Source organism: Verrucosispora sp. WMMA2121 (assembly GCF_027460185.1).
Classification (GTDB): Bacteria; Actinomycetota; Actinomycetes; order Mycobacteriales; family Micromonosporaceae; genus Micromonospora; species Micromonospora palythoicola.
The window spans coordinates 938,690-955,114 of sequence record NZ_JAPZBH010000006.1 but is presented as its reverse complement, the minus strand read 5'-3'; the positions used below and the strand labels follow the sequence as shown (position 1 = coordinate 955,114).

The 16,425-nt window shown below is 71.6% G+C and carries 11 protein-coding genes; 7 read left to right on the top strand and 4 right to left on the bottom strand.

Annotation, left to right across the window (positions count from 1 at the left end; genetic code table 11):
* The first annotated feature begins 27 nt into the window (after positions 1-27).
* On the top strand, positions 28-2,385 hold the full coding sequence (locus tag O7605_RS13320) for a transketolase-like TK C-terminal-containing protein (protein WP_269742623.1): 2,358 nt from the start codon (positions 28-30) through the stop codon (positions 2,383-2,385).
* Between the two features lie 147 nt (positions 2,386-2,532).
* On the opposite strand, the gene O7605_RS13315 is transcribed toward O7605_RS13320, so the two are convergent.
* The gene (locus O7605_RS13315) at positions 2,533-4,152 is read right to left on the bottom strand and encodes a metallophosphoesterase family protein (protein ID WP_269739472.1); all 1,620 of its coding nucleotides are present in this window, start codon (positions 4,150-4,152) and stop codon (positions 2,533-2,535) included.
* Positions 4,153-4,218: 66 nt separating this feature from the next.
* Entirely contained in the window at positions 4,219-5,442 is a 1,224-nt protein-coding gene (locus O7605_RS13310) for a PQQ-dependent sugar dehydrogenase (protein WP_269739471.1), read from the bottom strand.
* A 38-nt stretch (positions 5,443-5,480) separates the two neighbouring features.
* On the opposite strand from O7605_RS13310, the gene O7605_RS13305 reads away from it, so the two are divergent.
* Positions 5,481-6,407, top strand: coding sequence for a 2-hydroxyacid dehydrogenase (locus tag O7605_RS13305; RefSeq protein WP_269739470.1), 927 nt, complete (start codon positions 5,481-5,483; stop codon positions 6,405-6,407).
* On the opposite strand, the gene O7605_RS13300 is transcribed toward O7605_RS13305, so the two are convergent.
* Positions 6,401-6,778 (bottom strand): PH domain-containing protein, encoded by a 378-nt coding sequence (locus O7605_RS13300; protein ID WP_269739469.1) that lies wholly within the window; start codon positions 6,776-6,778, stop codon positions 6,401-6,403. The genes O7605_RS13305 and O7605_RS13300 overlap by 7 nt on opposite strands.
* A gap of 230 nt (positions 6,779-7,008) precedes the next feature.
* On the opposite strand from O7605_RS13300, the gene O7605_RS13295 reads away from it, so the two are divergent.
* Entirely contained in the window at positions 7,009-9,267 is a 2,259-nt protein-coding gene (locus O7605_RS13295) for a bifunctional diguanylate cyclase/phosphodiesterase (RefSeq protein ID WP_269739468.1), read from the top strand.
* Between the two features lie 22 nt (positions 9,268-9,289).
* Here the strand turns inward: O7605_RS13295 and O7605_RS13290 are convergent, their stop codons facing one another.
* Entirely contained in the window at positions 9,290-10,312 is a 1,023-nt protein-coding gene (locus tag O7605_RS13290; RefSeq protein WP_269739467.1) for a LacI family DNA-binding transcriptional regulator, read from the bottom strand.
* Between the two features lie 387 nt (positions 10,313-10,699).
* On the opposite strand from O7605_RS13290, the gene O7605_RS13285 reads away from it, so the two are divergent.
* From O7605_RS13285 to O7605_RS13270, 4 genes are read left to right on the top strand one after another with little or no spacing between them, the layout of a single operon-like run.
* Positions 10,700-11,974 carry an ABC transporter substrate-binding protein gene (locus O7605_RS13285; protein WP_269739466.1) on the top strand — a complete coding sequence of 425 codons (1,275 nt, stop codon included), beginning with the start codon at positions 10,700-10,702 and terminating at the stop codon, positions 11,972-11,974.
* Positions 11,974-12,966, top strand: coding sequence for a carbohydrate ABC transporter permease (locus tag O7605_RS13280; RefSeq protein ID WP_269739465.1), 993 nt, complete (start codon positions 11,974-11,976; stop codon positions 12,964-12,966). The genes O7605_RS13285 and O7605_RS13280 overlap by 1 nt, the downstream gene beginning before the upstream one ends.
* A 10-nt stretch (positions 12,967-12,976) precedes the next feature.
* Positions 12,977-13,888 carry a carbohydrate ABC transporter permease gene (locus O7605_RS13275; RefSeq protein ID WP_269739464.1) on the top strand — a complete coding sequence of 304 codons (912 nt, stop codon included), beginning with the start codon at positions 12,977-12,979 and terminating at the stop codon, positions 13,886-13,888.
* Complete coding sequence (locus O7605_RS13270; protein WP_269739463.1) at positions 13,885-16,368, top strand: glycoside hydrolase family 2 protein; 2,484 nt, start codon at positions 13,885-13,887, stop codon at positions 16,366-16,368. Before O7605_RS13275 ends, O7605_RS13270 begins: the two co-directional genes overlap by 4 nt.
* Positions 16,369-16,425: the final 57 nt, after the last annotated feature.

The following is a 16,425-nucleotide window of genomic DNA, read 5'->3' as shown; positions in this document are numbered from 1 at the left end:
ATGGAGATGTCCGGATGGAGTTCCAGCGTGGACGAGCACGATCTTGATGTTCTTGATGAAATTCAGCGGCGGGTGTTGTGGCTCGCCACCCGGATCGTGGACGCGGCTAATCACGACCGGGGTGCTGGGGACGGGGTGAAGGTCGGCGGGCACCAGGCGTCCAGCGCGTCGCTGGTCACCGCGATGACCGCGCTGTGGTTCGTCCACCTGGACGCCGAGGACCGGGTCGCGGTCAAGCCGCACGCCTCGCCGGTCTTCCACGGCATCCAGTACCTGCTGGGCAACCTGGACCGGTCGTACCTGCCCCGGCTGCGGGCACGGGGCGGGCTCCAGTCGTACCCGTCGCGGACGAAGGATCCGGACGAGGTCGACTTCTCCACCGGGTCGGTGGGGCTCGGCGCCGCCGCGCCGCTGTTCGCGGCGGTGACCCGGCGCTACGTCGACGCCCACTTCGGGGCGCGACCGCACTCCCGGTTCGTGGCCCTGATCGGTGACGCCGAGCTGGACGAGGGCAACATCTGGGAGGCCGTCGCCGACCCGGCCACCACCGGGCTCGGCAACGTCATGTGGGTGGTCGACTTCAACCGGCAGTCGCTGGACCGGGTCGTGCCCGGGGTGCGGATCGACCAGTGGCGCGGCCAGTTCGAGGCCGCCGGCTGGCACGTCGTCGAGGTGAAGTACGGTCGCCGGCTCGCCGAAGCGTACGACCGGCCGGGCGGGGCGGCGTTGCGGGACTGGATCGACGCGATGCCGAACGAGCAGTACCAGTCGCTGTTCGGGCTGACCGGGCCGGCGCTGCGCAAGCAGTTCCTGGACGGTGCCCCCGAGGGCATCGCCGCGTTGATCGCCGACGTCGCCGACGCCGATCTCGGCCCACTCGTCACCGACCTGGGCGGGCACGACCTGGCGGCGCTGCTGGACGCGTACGCCCAGTGCGACGCGGTGACCGACCGGCCGAGCGTGGTGTTCGCGTACACCGTCAAGGGGTGGGGGTTGCCGATCGCCGGCAACCCGCGCAACCACTCCGCCCTGCTGACCGGCGAACAGGTCGACGCGTTGCGCGCCGCGCAGGGGTTGACCCGGGACACCGAGTGGGACCGGCTCGACCCGGCGTCGCCGGCCGGGATCCGGGCCGGGCAGCGTCGGGAGGCGCTGTCCCGCGCGCCCCGCGAGCGTGCGCTGGGGGTCGCCGTGCCCCAGGCCACGAACGTACGCGCCAACAAGCCGATCTCCACGCAGGAGGTCTTCGGTCGGGTGCTCGTCGACCTGGCCCGTGACCCGCAGGTGGGTCGGTACCTCGTCACCACCGCACCGGACGTCGCCACCTCCACCAACCTGGCCGGGTTCATCAACAAGACCGGCGTGTTCGCGCCGACCGCCCAGCGGTCCTGGTCGGAGGACCGGATGCTGCGCTGGACGGAGAGCCCCGAGGGTCAGCACATCGAGCTGGGCATCTCCGAGATGAACCTGTTCCTGCTGCTCGGCCAGCTCGGCCTGGCGTGGGACCTGTCCGGGCAGCCGTTGCTGCCGGTCGGCACCGTCTACGACCCGTTCGTGCTGCGCGGGCTCGACGCGTTCCTGTACGGCACCTACTCCGGTGCCCGGTTCGTGGTCGCGGGTACCCCGTCCGGGGTCACCCTCGCGCCGGAGGGCGGCGCCCACCAGTCGACCATCACCGCGAGCGTGGGCCTGGAACTGCCCGGGGTGACCTTCGTCGAGCCCGCGTACGCGGCGAGCCTCGACTGGCTGCTCTGCGACGCGTTCGGGCACATCGCCGGTGCGGACCGGGCGACGCCGACGGCGGTGCCGGCCGAGGACGGGGCGTACTACTTCCGGCTCAGCACCCGGCCGGTCGACCAGGCGCCGTTCGAGGCGGCCCGGGTCCGGCTCGGTGACGCGGTACTCCGCCGGCAGGTGCTGGCCGGGGCGTACCGGCTGGTCGACGCCCACCAGGCGTACCCGCACCTGGCCGAGGCGCCGACCGTGCAACTGGCCGCCTCCGGTGCGGTGTTGCCCGAGGTGCTGGCCGCCGCGGCGGAACTGGCCGACGAGGGGGTCGCCGCCCATGTGGTGGACGTGACCAGCCTGGACCGCCTCTACCGGGCCTGGCAACGCACGCTGCGCCAGGGCGTACGCACGGCGACCGTGCCGAGCGTGCCGGGCGCGCTGCGGTCCGCCTTCGCCGACCGGGTGCCGGTGGTGACCGTGCACGACGCCGCCTCACACGCCATGGCCTGGCTCGGCTCGGCGGTGGCCGCGCCGGCGGTTCCGCTCGGCGTCGACGAGTTCGGCCAGTCCGGCAGCGTCCACGACCTCTACGACCTGCACGACCTGCTCCCCGGCAGCATCGTCAACGCCGCCCTCGCCGCCCTCTCCCTCCGCTGACCCACCCCCACCCGGCCCGGCCCGCCTCGCCTCGCGTCGTTGATCAAGAAGTTTTGGCCTGGGAGAGCGCTTCACAGTGGCCAAAACTTCTTGATCATCTGGGCTGGGGCGGCCTGGGCCGATGTGGAGGAGGGCAGGGGGTAGGGGTCAGCGGGTGGGGGTTGGGGTGGGGGAGATGGTGGTGGTGGGGGTGGCTGTGGGGGTGGCGCCGAGGGGGGTGGTTACCGGCGGGGCGATGACGGTGCGTTCGAGGTTCACCTGGGCCTGGCCGGTGCCGCCCACGGTGATGTCGTCGTACGCCTGGAGCCGCTTCTCCTGGTCGAAGTAGAGCACCGTCATCGCCAGCGGGGTCGGCTCCTCCTGCTCCAGCCCGCGTAGCCCGGCACCGCCGGTGGAGCCCTGCACCATCAGCGTGGTGGGCTGCTGGCCGGCCACCTCCGGCAGCGTGTTGACCTGCCGATCGTGGGTGTGCCCGGCGAGCACCAGCGGGGTGGTGCCGGAGAGCGGGCCGGCGGCGGCCGGATCGTGCACGAGCGCGATGTCGACCGGCCGGGGTGAGCTGCGGATCGTGGCGGCGAGCTTCTCACCTGTCGTGATCAACTCGTCGGCGGTGGTCTGGTTCAGCCCTCCGCTGGCCGGCGAGGTGCTCTTGTCCGGGGTGAAGCGGGGATCACCGATCCCGGCGATGGTCAGCCCGGCGACGGTGGTCGTGGTGTTGTCCAGCACGACCGCGTTCGGTTGGCGGGCCACCGCCGCCGCCGTACGGCCCGAGTCGTGGTTGCCCCGGATGTACACGTACGGCTTCTCCAGCAGGCTGATCGAGCCGACGTAGGACGCCTCGGGCTCGCTGCCCCAGTCGGTGATGTCGCCGGTGTCGATCACCACGTCGATACCGAACTGCTCGGTCACGGTTCGGATGAGCTGCCAGGCGCTCGGGTTGAGGTGCAGATCGGAGATGTGCAGCACGCGGGTGGTGCCCGGGTCCGGCTCGTACACCGGCAGCGCCGAGACCGTCGTGTAGAGCTGGGTGACGTTGCCGATGAGCCGTTGGAGCTGCTCGGCGTACCGGGTGTAGTCGTCGGCGATCTTGCGCACGTCGCCGACGATGGCCGGGGCGTTGACCAGCAGTCCCTCGTACCGGGGCTCCTCGATCGCCTGGGGCCGGATGGTGGCGGCGGCGGTGCCCAGGCTGCCGGCCGTGATCAGCAGCGCGAGGCCGCCGGCCCAGGCCGCCCGGCGGGTGTCGCGGAACACCAGCAGCGCCAGCACCAGGGTGGCCAGGACGGCGGAGCCGACCGTGCGCAGGCCGAGCCGCAGCACCCCCTCCCGAACCTCGTCGACCGCCGACTGGGTGGCCCGGTTGAGGCTCGCCGGGTCGCCGATCAGCGCCTCCACCCGGCTCTGCTCCAACGCGCCCAGCTCGACGGTCAGCTGGGTCGGCCCGTCGTGGCTGTCCAGCAGCAACGAGCCCAGCGGCGGAATGTCGACGGTGGTGCCGCCGTCGGTCGTCGGCGACACGGACAGCTCAGCGTGGAACGGCCCGATCTCGGTGCCCACGTTGCCGCCCGCCACGACCCCGGCGAGCACCCCGAGGAGCGTCACGACCAGGACGGCCAGGCCGACGGCGAGGCGGCGCAGGCCCAGGTACCCCCCGCCGCCGGTACGCGCCGCAGCGGAGCGTCGCCTCAGTGGGAAGCGACGCGACCGTTCCGGGGTGCTCTCCCCGTCCCGGTCGCGGCGCGGCTCGTCGTTCTGCTGACCGTCCATGATGAGATTCTGACCTGCCCGCCGAAAGATCTTGGCAAACCTGGAATGAGGCCGTGCGCCGGCGCCTCAGCTACGCCCGGCACCGCCACCGGCGAAGACGAGGCGCAGCAACCGGTCGTCCTCGGGCGCCGGCCGGCCCCGCCCGTCGTGGTTGGAGGTGCTGACCCAGAGCGAACCGTCCGGCGCGGCGGCGATCGCCCGCAGTCGCCCGTACCGCTCGGTCAGCAGGGCCTGCGGCTGGCCGAGGACCGTGCCGGTCTCGGTCAGCTCGACCAGCCAGAGTCGTTGACCACGCAGGCAGGCGGTGGCGAGCATCCGTTCCACCGCGGCCAGGCCGGAGCAGGACGCCTCATCGGTCGACCACTGCACGATCGGGTCGACGTACCGGTCGTCGTCCTCGCGCCCCTCGACCTCGGGCCAGCCGTAGTTCTCGCCCTTGGTGATCTGGTTGATCTCGTCCCAGGTGTTCTGGCCGAATTCGACGGCGTACATCCGGTCGCCGGACCAGGCGATGCCCTGCACGTTGCGGTGGCCCAGCGACCAGACGGGCGAATCCGGGAAGGGATTCCCGGGGGCCGGTTTCCCGTCCGGTGTGATCCGCAGGATCTTGCCGCCGAGCTGCTCGACGTCCTGCGACTGGTCGGTGTCCCCGGCGTCGCCGGTGCTGGCGTAGAGCTGTCCGTCGGGACCGAAGGCCAGGCCGCCACCGTTGTGGATGCCCGCCTTGGGGATGCCGGTCAGGATCGGGGTCGGTTTCTCGCCGAGTCGCAGCCGGGCCACCCGGTTGTCCCGTTCGGCGGTGTAGTAGACGAAGACCGTCCGGTCCTGGGCGAACTCCGGAGAGACCGCGATGCCCAGCAGACCACCTTCACCCGAGGCGACCACGTCGTCGATGGTCTGCACCTCGGTGACCTTCAAACCGTCGGCGGTCGACTCCGGGCCGACCTGGACGATGCGGCCACTGTCGCGCTCGGTGACCAGGGCACCGCCGTCCGGCAGGAAGGCGATCCCCCACGGCACCCGCAACCCCTGGGCGAGCACGGTGGCGACAACCTCCTGGTCGCCGTCGCCCGCGGTGACCGTCGGACTGGGCAGGTTCGGTGGCTCGCCGGCCGGGTCGGGTTCCGGGTCGCCGAGGCTGCAACCACTGGCGACGAGCAGCAGCATCGCGCAGGACGCCACGAGGGCGGCACGAACCTGACGGGCGCGGAGGTACGGGGGAGCGCTCACCCGCCCCAGAGTAGCCCGCCGGGGCCGACCCCGTGGATGGCGGCGCGGGTCGCCCCCCATCGGCTGGTCGACGCGCGCCGACGCCTATCGTCGGCGAGGTGAAGGTTTGGATCCCGCACGAGGCCGGCCACGTCCTGCTCGGCGAGCTGCCGCCGGGGGTCGTCGTCGAGACGATGGAGGATCCGGCGAAGCTGCCGTCGCCGAGGGCCGGCGTCCGGTTCTGGGTACCGCCCTTCCTGGCCGGCGAGGAGGCCGTGGCCCTGCTGCGCGAGCTGCCCGACCTGGCGGTGGTGCAACTGCTCTCGGCCGGTGCCGACGCCTGGGTGGGTCGGGTGCCCGAGGGTGTCACGCTCTGCGACGCTCGTGGGGTGCACGACCCGTCCACCGCCGAGTGGGTGGTCGCCGCGATCCTCGCCCAGCTGCGCGCCTTCCCGGCGATGGCCCGCGCGCAGGCCCGGCGACGGTGGGCGTACGACGAGGTGGCCCCCACCGACGAACTGGCCGGCAAACGAGTGCTGATCGTCGGCTCGGGATCGATCGGCACCGCGTTGCGGGCGCGGCTGACGCCGTTCGAGGTGGAGTTCCTGCTGGTGGCCCGCAGCGCCCGGCCCGAGCAGGGGGTGCACGGGGTCGACGAGCTGCCGCGACTGCTGCCGCTGGCCGACGTCGTGGTGCTGCTGGTGCCGCTGACCGAGCAGACCCGGGGGCTGGTCGACGAGACGTTCCTCGCCGCGATGCGGGACGGCGCCCTGCTGGTCAACGCGGCCCGGGGCCCGGTGGCCCGGACCGACGCCCTCGTCGCCGAGCTGGCCACCGGACGGATCTGCGCCGCGCTGGACGTGACCGACCCCGAGCCGCTACCCGCCGACCATCCGCTCTGGGAGATGCCGAATGTGCTGATCACTCCGCATGTGGCCGGCTCGGTACGGGGCCTGCTGCCCCGGGCGTACCGGCTGGTCGGCCAGCAGATCCGACGGTTCGCGGCCGGTGAGCCACCGCGCAACGTCGTGGTGGACGGCTACTGATCCGCTTCGGCGGGGTCGCGTCCGGCCGCCGCCACCAGCCTCGGCAGGTCCGCACTCCGCACGGCCGGGAGCACGAACCACCGGCCGTCGTCGAGCTGGGCCACCGCCCGTCCGCGGGGGTCGGCCGCCAGCTCGACCACCTGGTCCCACGAGATCCGGCGCTCCCCGGCGAGCGCCCGTAGCCGGAGACCCCGCAGGTCGGCGTCGGTGCCGGCCCGCCAGGCCCAGACCGCCACCGCCAGCGGCACCAGCAGCACCGGCAGCAGGTAGGGGCGGGAACTGGCCAGCGGCACGGCGCCGATGGTGGCGACGATCGCCCCGACCAGGATGGCCTGGTTGTGCCGGAAGCGTGCGGTGTCGGTGCGCGGCATGACCAGATGATCCCACCTCGGCGCAGGCGGTTGTCGGTGGGCCGTCGGTCGCCAGCGCACGCCATCCGGCGACACCGTCATGGGTCCATCTCGACACTCGGTTGCCGTGACCTGACTCACTGTCGACAGGCCGTCACTTCTCGCCGAACGACTCGTTCACCGAGGGTGGGCGGTGGACCATGTCCGTCGTCCGCGTACCGCCCCCGTGCCCCCTCACGAAGGCGACCGCCGTGCCCGTCGCGTCTGTGTTCCGTAGCGCTCCGTCGTGTGCCAACGCCCGGCCGATCCTGCCGGAGACCTGCGTGCTCGCGGTCGCCGCCGTGCTGATCGCCCTCGGTGTGGCCGGTCCGGTGCCCGCCCTGGCCGTGGTGGCGCTGGCCGGCGCGGCCGCGTCCACGCTGGCCGGGGTTCGGCTGTCCCGGCTGACCCTCGGTCCCGATGCGCCGGCCGAACCACCGGCCGGCCGGTTGGCTCGCCGCCGGGCGGCGCGTCCGCGGCGGGCCGCCGCCCTGCTGCATGCCGCGGTGGTGACCGCCGGCCTGACCGCGGCGGTGCTACCGCTGGCCTCCGCCGGATACCGCCCGGCCGCCGTCGCGACCGGGCTCGCCGGCACCACCGCGCTGCTCGGCGGTGGCCTGTTCAGCCTGTACCGGTCGCGTCGGTCGGCGCGGGGTCGGCTGCACCGGCTGCTCGACCAGGCCGTACCCGGTGTCTGCCTGGTCCTCACCGCCTGGCTGCTGCTGCCGTACGCCGGTGTGCCCGCGCCGATGCGCCTGGCGGTCGCGGTGGTCCTGGGTCTACTCGCCGTCGACGCGTTGGCCGTGCTGACCGGGGCCGGCCGCGACGGCGGTACCGCCCGGTGTCGTGGTGGCTCCGCGCTGACCCTGTTCGCCCTGGTGCTGCTGGCCGGGTTGCCGCCCGGGCCCGCCGGTGGGCGGGTGGCGCTGCTGGCCGTGCCGCCACTCGTGGTCGGCGTGCTGCTGGTCGCCGCCGGAGTCCGGCAGGTGGCGCGGCCCGTGCCCGCCCGGCGGGCCCCACTGGTCTGGCCACGGGCGGTGCTCCCACCGGTCGCGGTGGCGCTCGCCGTTGTCCACCAGTTGCAGGTCGGTCTGCTGCCCGACCGCACGGCGGTGCTCCTCGCGCTCGCGGTGGTCCCGCCGCTCGTGGTGCGCCAACTGGTCAATTCCTTGCCGCCGATGTCGACGGACGAGTCGGCCGTCGCACCCGACCCGATGCCGGCACCGGCACCCGCCGGCCCCGGTGGCGTCGCAGGCCGCGCCGGCCTGCTGCGGGCGCTGGCGGCCCGCACCGAACCGGCTTGCGGCGCCCTGCTCGTGGTCGACCTGCACCTCACCGAACTGCCCGGCCGGCTGGTGCGCGACGACGTCGCCGCCGAGGCCGTCCGCCGGGCCCGAGCCGTGGTCGCCGACGACGGCGAGGTGTTCGACCTGACCGGTACGGGACTCGCGGTGGTCAGCGGGTCCGGACCGGTGCTCGCGTACGCGCTCGGCACCCGGCTGCTCACCGCGCTGAGTCGACCCTACGAGGTTTCCGGGGCGGTGCTGCGGTCGCGACCCAGCATCGGGCTGACCGAGTTGGGCAGCGGGCAGCCGGAGGATCTGTTCCGCCAGGCGGACCTGGCCCGTCGGCGCGCGGCCCAGCTCGGCCGGGACCGGGTCGAGTGGTACGACGCCTACCTGGAGGAGCAGCTGGTCCGCCGGCTCGACCTGGAGCGGGAGCTGCCCGGGGCGGTCGCCCGGGGCGAGTTGGATCTGGTCTACCAGCCGGTGCTCGGCCTGGCCGACCGGGCTCCGGTCGGCACCGAGGCGTTGTTGCGGTGGCGCAACCCGGTGCTGGGCACCGTGTTCCCGGCGGAACTGCTGCCGGTGGCCGAGGATCTCGACATCGTGGGCGAACTGGGCACCTGGGTGCTGGACCGGGCCTGTCGACAGCTGGCCGACTGGACGGTGGGCGGCCGGCGGATGTGGATGGCGGTGAACGTGACCACCCGGGAACTCACCTCACCGGACTTCGTACCCCGGACGGCGGCGGTGCTGGAGGCGTACGGAGTGGGGCCGGACCAGCTGGTGGTCGAGGTCGCCGAGCCGAAGGTGGCCGCCGAGTTGCCGACGGTGGTGGCCCGGCTCGCCGGGCTGCGCTCGATGGGCATCCGCACCGCGCTTGACGACTTCCGGGCCGAGCACGCCTCCCTCGCCCAACTCCGGCGACTACCGATCGACCTGCTCAAGGTCGGGCCGGAGGTGGCCACGGCCGGCGCCGACCCGCACCGGCCCCTGCTGGACGTGGTGGTCACGGTGGCCGAGCGGCTGGGTCTCGAGGTGGTGGCCGAGGAACTGGAGTCGGCCCACCAGGTCGAGGGGGCGCAGCGGGCCGGCTGCCGGTACGGCCAGGGGTTCGAGCTGGCCCGGCCGGCGACCGCCGAGCGGGTCGAGGCGTACTTCGAGGAGTTCCCCTCGACGTCGCGTTGACCGGTGCGGCCGCCCAGCCGTCTCACCTGTTTGCGGGGGCGGGGCCGGTGCTGCCGCGTGGAGTCAGCTGCGGGGCCTCGTCCTCCAGCCCGCCCGTCGGGGATCCCTCGATCAGCTGCAGCAGCTGGCGTGCCGCGTGTGCCCCGTAGGCCGGGATGTCCCGACTCAACGCGGTGAGTGGTGGATGCACCAGCCGACACAGCGGGGAGTCGTCCCACGCCACGATGGACAGATCGGCGGGGACCGCGAGACCCATCTCCTGGGCGACCGACAGCCCGGCGATCGCCATCACGTCGTTGTCGTAGATCATCGCGGTCGGGCGGACCCGGGAACTGAGCAGCCGCCGGGTGGCTCGGGCGCCCTCCTCGCCGGTGTAGTCGGAGGAGGCGGTGACCGCCTCGGCGAGACCGAGCCGCCGGCACACCTCGGTGAACGCCTGGGTGCGGATCGCGGTGTGCTGCAGCTCGGGCAGGCCGCCGACCCGGGCGATCCGCCGGTGACCGAGGGCGTAGAGGTACTCCACCGTCTCCACAAGTGCCGCCGCGTCGTCCGACCAGACACTCGGCAGCCCGCCGGTGCCGGTCGGGCCGCCGATCACCACGGCCGGCAGACCCAGCGCCTCGAGCACCGGCACCCGCCCGTCGTCGGTCCGCAGATCGCAGATCAGCACGCCGTCGACCCGCCGCTCGCCCCACCAGCGCCGGTACACCGCGATCTCGGCGCTCTGGTCGGCCACCACCTGCAGGGTCAGCGCGTACGACCGGGCGGACAGCTCCGCCTCGACGCCGCTGATCAGCTCCATGAAGAACGGCTCGATGCCGAGGGTTCGCGCCGGCCGGGCGAGGATCAGGCCGATGGCGCGGGCGGTCGCGCCGGACAGGGCACGAGCGGCGCTGCTCGGGCTGAACCCGATCTCGGCGGCGATGGCGAGGATGCGTTGCCGAGTCGCCTCGGAGACGCCCGGCTGGCCGTTCAGCGCGTACGAGACCGCACCCTTGGAGACCCCCGCCCGCCGGGCGACGTCCGCGATCGTGGGCCGCTTCACCGGCGTACGTCCTCCTGAACCAGTTCGTCCAGCCGGCCGCGTCGATGGCGCGCGGGCGGCTTGGCACACGCTACCCGTCCGCCCGACCGTCGGGCGGTACGGGGCGGTGCGCCACCGGCCAGCATGCGAACTTGTGCGGTTCAGTCGACGGGTCGGCTCGCTGTCGGTCGTTCCTTCGGGTGCTTGGACTCCCACGCTCTACCGCCGATAATCCCTGCTCTACCAGTAGATCCCACATGAACGGACAGGCTGGAGGTTAACGGTGGCGCTCAATGTTAACCCGTCGTTGACACGCTGACGACACCCTCGTACGGTGACCTCACTTATCCGGTTCAGTCAACGTTCCTCGATCTCTGGGGCGTTTCCAACGGTGTCGGAGGATGGGTCATGAGACGGTCTACGCCTCGGTGGCTGCGGCTCGCAGCCGTGGGTCTGACGGTCGGCTCCCTGGTTGTCGCGTGCAGCGGGCGCAGCACCCAGGGCGGCGACAGCGGTGGCGCGGTGACACTGACGATCAACTTCTGGGGCGACTTCGGGCTCCAGGACCTGAAGGCGAAGTACGAGACGGAGAACCAGAACGTCACGATCGCCCTCAACTCGGGCGAGTACAACGCCCAGCACGAGGACCTGCAGAAGAAGCTGATCGCCGGCACGGGCGCGCCCGACATCGCGGCGATCGACGAAGGCTTCATGGTCCAGTTCCGCAGCCAGGCCGACAAGTTCGTCAACCTGCTCGACTCCGGTGCCGGCAAGTACGAGGCGAGCTACCTGCCGTGGAAGTGGAAGCAGTCCCTGTCCACGGACGGTGCCACCCAGATCGGCCTCGGCACCGACGTCGGCGGGCTGGCCATGTGCTACCGCACCGACCTGTTCGCCGCCGCCGGCCTGCCCACCGAGCGGGAGCAGGTCTCCGCGCTCTGGCCCACCTGGGACAGGTTCCTGGAGGTCGGCCAGCAGTACACCGCCACGACCAGGAAGAAATTCGTCGACAACGCGACGAATCTGTTCAACCCGATCCTGGTCCAGCAGCAGGTCGGCTTCTACGACGAGAACGAGCAACTGCGGATGGAGGGTGGGCCGAAGGTCGCCTTCGACTATGCGGTGCGGGCTGCCGAGGCCGGGCTGTCGGCCAACCTGACCAGCTTCCAGGCCGACTGGGACAAGGGCTTCACCAGCGGCTCGTTCGCGGTGTTGGCCTGCCCGGCATGGATGCTCGGGCACATCCAGAACACCGCTCCCGGCACCAGGGGCAAGTGGGACATCGCCGCGGTGCCCGGAGGCGGCGGCAACTGGGGTGGTTCCTTCCTCACCATTCCCAAGCAGGGCAGGAACATCGACGAGGCGTACCGGTTCCTGGAGTGGTTGATCCAGCCGGAGCAGCAGATCGAGGTCTTCAAGACGGTCGGCAACCTGCCCTCGCAGCCGGCGCTCTACACCGACCCCGCGATCGCCGACTTCAAGAACGAGTTCTTCAACTCCGCGCCGGTCGGCCAGATCTTCCCCAGGATGGCCGAGGGCCTGACGCCGCAGTACCTGGGCAGGAAGAACGGTCCCACCCGGGTCGCCGTCGAGAACGTCATCAACCGGGTGCAGAACGGCACACTCGGGCCGGACGCCGCCTGGGCCGAGGCGATCAAGGAAGCCGAGAAGGCCAGCAGGTAATGTCCACCACCCGCGCGACCCCCGCGACGGCCACCCGCCACCCCCGGCCCACTCCCGGCCGATCGATGACCTGGCGCGACCGGCTGCACCGTTTCGACATGCGGTACGTGCCGTACCTGATGATCGCGCCGTTCTTTCTGCTCTTCCTCGTCTTCGGGCTCTTCCCGATGATCTTCAACGGCGTGGTGGCGTTGCGCCACTGGCGCCTCGACGACCCGGAGCTGACCGGCTGGGCCGGCGCCGCGAACTTCAGCCGGCTGTTCACCGACGGGGACTTCGGCAATGCCCTCTACAACACCTTCGGCATCTTCCTGCTCTCCACGGTCCCGCAACTGCTGCTCGCGTTGATCATCGCGTCGCTGCTCAACCGTCGGTTGCGGGCCCAGACCTGGTGGCGGGTCGGTGCGCTGCTGCCCTACATCACCCCGATCACCGCCTCCACGCTGGTCTTCAACGTCTTCTTCTCCCGCGACCTCGGCATGGCGAACTGGGCCCTGGGCCTGATCGGTATCGGCACCGAGAACCCGATCGACTGGCGGGCCGACAAGACGCATTCCTGGATCGCCATCGCCACCATGGTCAACTGGAAGTGGATCGGCTACAACGCCCTGCTCTACCTGGCGGCGATGCAGTCCATCCCGCGCGACGTGTACGAGGCGTCGGCGCTCGACGGTGCCGGCCCGTGGCGCCAGCTCTGGCGGATCACCGTGCCGATGATCCGGCCGGTGGTCATCTTCACCGTGGTGCTGTCCACCATCGGCGGGCTGCAACTGTTCACCGAGCCGATGTTGTTCGACCTCAACGCGCAGGCCGCCACCGGTGGAGCCGGCGGTGAGTGGCAGACCGTGGCGCAGCTGATCTACAAGGTCGGTTGGAAGGACCTCAACCTCGGCTACGCCGCCGCGATGTCCTGGGCACTGTTTCTGATCATCCTCGTGGTCGCGGCCCTGAACACCCTGTTGACCAACCGCATCTCGGGGGGACGCAAATGAGCGAGGCGCGATGAGCCTGCTGGAACGACCCCTGCCGGCGACGCCGGCACCGCGCGGCGGACGCCGACGGGCCGTGCTGCTGGGCCGGGCCCCGCAGGACACCCCGGCGGGTTTCTGGACCTACCTGCTCCTGGCGGTGAGCACGCTGTTCGCGGCTTTTCCGCTGTACTGGATGTTCGTCATCGCCACCAGCACCGACGAGGCGACCGCCCAACTGCCACCGGTGGTGATCCCCGGCGACCAGTTCCTGGTCAACCTGAACGAGGTGTTCTCACTCCAGGACGTCTACTTCGCCGCCTCCCTGGTGAACAGCGTGATCGTGTCGACCGTGGTCACCGCGTCGGTGCTGTTCTTCTGCTCGTTGGCCGGCTTCGCCTTCGCCAAGTTGCGGTTTCGGGGCAGCAGGCCGCTGATGCTGTTCGTGATCCTCACCCTGACCGTGCCCAACCAACTCGGCGTGGTCGCCCTCTACATCGTGATGGGCAAGCTGGGCTGGAACGGAACCCTGCTGGCGGTGATCGTGCCCGGCCTGGTCACCGCCTTCGGGGTGTTCTACATGCGGCAGTTCATCGTCAACACGGTGCCGGACGAGCTTGTCGAGTCGGCCCGGGTGGACGGCGCCACCACCATGCGGGTCTACTGGAACATCGTGTTGCCGGCGGTGCGGCCGGCGTTGGCGGTGCTCGGCCTGCTCACCTTCGTGGCCACCTGGAACGACTTCCAGTGGCCTCTGATCACCCTCAACGGCACCGACTATCCCACCTCGATGGTGGCCATCTCCGACCTGGCCAGCGGCAACTACGTCATCTACCGCCGGGTGCTGGCCGGTGCGTTCGTGGCCACCGTCCCATTGTTGATCATGCTTGTCGTCGGCGGTCGGCAGATCGTCCGGGGAATCATGGAAGGCGCGGTGAAATCGTGAGCGACGCGCGGGGGACCGGACCGATCCGGCTGGCGCTGCACGACGGGTGGACCGTGCGGGCGGTGCCCGGCCAGCGGGTGCCGCCCGAGGTCGACGGGGTGACGGTGCCGGCCACCGTGCCGGGCTGTGTGCACACCGACCTGCTGGCGGCCGGGCTGATCCCCGATCCGTACCTCGACGACAACGAGACCGCGCTGGCCTGGATCGGCCGCACCGACTGGGTGTACGAGACCACCTTCGAGCGGCCGTCCGACGAACCCGCCCGCCTCGACCTGGTCTGCGCCGGCCTGGACACGGTTGCCACGATCACGCTCAACGGCGTCGAGGTGGGCCACACCGAGAACATGCACCGGGGTCACCGCTTCGACGTCACGTCGCTGCTCCGCGCCGAGACCAACCACCTGGCCGTACGCTTCGACTCCGCCTACCGGTACGCCGAGGCGCAGCGGGACCGGCTCGGTGACCGGCCCAACGCGTACCCGGAGCCGTTCCAGTTCATCCGCAAGATGGCCTGCAACTTCGGTTGGGACTGGGGACCGACCCTCGTCACCGCCGGCATCTGGCAGGAGATCGCCCTGCACGGCTGGTCGGTCGCCCGGTTGGCGGTGGTACGCCCACTGGTCACCGTCGACGGCGACACCGGCCGGGTGGAGGTGCACGTCGACGTGGAACGGGTCGTCGACCGGCCGCTCACCGTACGGGCGCGGGTGGCGGGTCAACACGCCGAGGTGAGCATCCCGGCTGGGCAACGGTCCGCGGTGCTGGCCCTCACCGTCCACCGGCCGCAACTCTGGTGGCCCCGGGGCCACGGCGCACCGCACCGGCACGAGCTGACGGTCACCCTGCACGACGCCGACGGCGGCCCGCTCGACGAGTGGCAGCACCGGATCGGCTTCCGGTCGGTCCGCCTGGACACCACCCCCGACGAGCACGGTGCCCCGTTCACGCTGTACGTCAACGAGGTGCCGATCTTCGTTCGGGGCGTCAACTGGATCCCCGACGACGTTTTTCCCACCCGGGTCACCCGCGCCCGCCTGGCCCACCGTTTCGACCAGGCCGAGGCCGCGAACGTCAACCTGCTGCGGGTCTGGGGCGGCGGCCGGTACGAGTCGGAGGACTTCTACGACCTGGCCGACGAGCGCGGACTGCTGGTGCAACAGGACTTCCTCTTCGCCTGCGCCGCGTACCCGGAGGAGGAGCCGTTCGCCACCGAGGTGGCCGCCGAGGCCACCGAACAGGTGATCCGCCTCGCGCCACATCCCTCGTTGGTGCTGTGGACCGGCAACAACGAGAACATCTGGGGCTGGCACGACTGGGACTGGCAGGCACCGCTGGCCGGGCGCAGTTGGGGGCGCGGCTACTACCTGGAGCTGCTGCCCCGGGTCGTCGGCACCCTGGACCCGACCAGACCGTACTGGCCGGGCAGCCCCTGGTCGGGCAGCGAGGAGATCCACCCCAACGACCCGGCGTACGGCACCACGCACATCTGGGACGTGTGGAACGCCGACGACTACGTCAAGTACCGGCAGTACCTGCCCCGGTTCGTCGCCGAGTTCGGCTACCAGGGACCACCCGCGTACGCGACGCTGCGCCGCGCCCTCTCCGACGAGCCCCTCGCGCCCGACTCGCCTGGCATGGCGCACCACCAGAAGGCCGCCGACGGGGACCACAAGCTGCGCCGAGGACTGGACGCGCACCTGCCCGAGCCGCGTGACTTCGACGACTGGCACTGGCTGACCCAGCTCAACCAGGCCCGGGCCATCGCCCTGGGGGTGGAACACTTCCGCTCCCACCGGGGCCGGTGCATGGGCACCATCGTCTGGCAGCTCAACGACTGCTGGCCGGTCACCTCGTGGGCCGCCGTCGACGGCGACGGTCGCCGCAAGCCACTCTGGTACGCGCTACGCCGCTCCTACGCCGACCGGCTGCTCACCGTGCAGCCCCGCGACGGTGGGCTGGCCCTGGTCGCGGTCAACGACGACGGGCTGCCGTGGCGGGCGTCGGCCACGGTCACCCGGCTCACCCTGGCCGGGGAACCGAAAGCGAAGTCCATTCTGGAGCTGGAAGTGCCCGCGTACGAGACGGTGACCCTGGCACTGGCGGCGGAGCTGGCCCGGCCCGACGACGCCCGGGACGAACTGCTGGTCGCCGAGACCGACGACCAGGCCGAACGGGCCTGGTGGTTCTTTGCCGAGGACCGCGACGTGCGATGGCCGACGGCGGCCTTCGACGCGACGGTGCAGCCGACCGAGGGCGGCCAACAGGTACGCGTCACCGCCCGCACCATCCTGCGCGACGTGACCCTGTTCCCGGATCGCCTCGACCCGTCCGCTGAGATCGACACGGCGCTCGTCACCCTGCTCCCCGGCGAGGCGGCGACCGTCACGGTGCGGTCGGCGGCGCCCCTCGACCCCACCGCCCTCACCACCCGCCCGGTGCTGCGCTGCGTCAACGACCTGCCGGTACGGGCACCCTCATGACGCCTCGGGTGACGGAGGGGCCGCTTCCCGACCTCACCGCCGCCGTAGCGGGTGGTT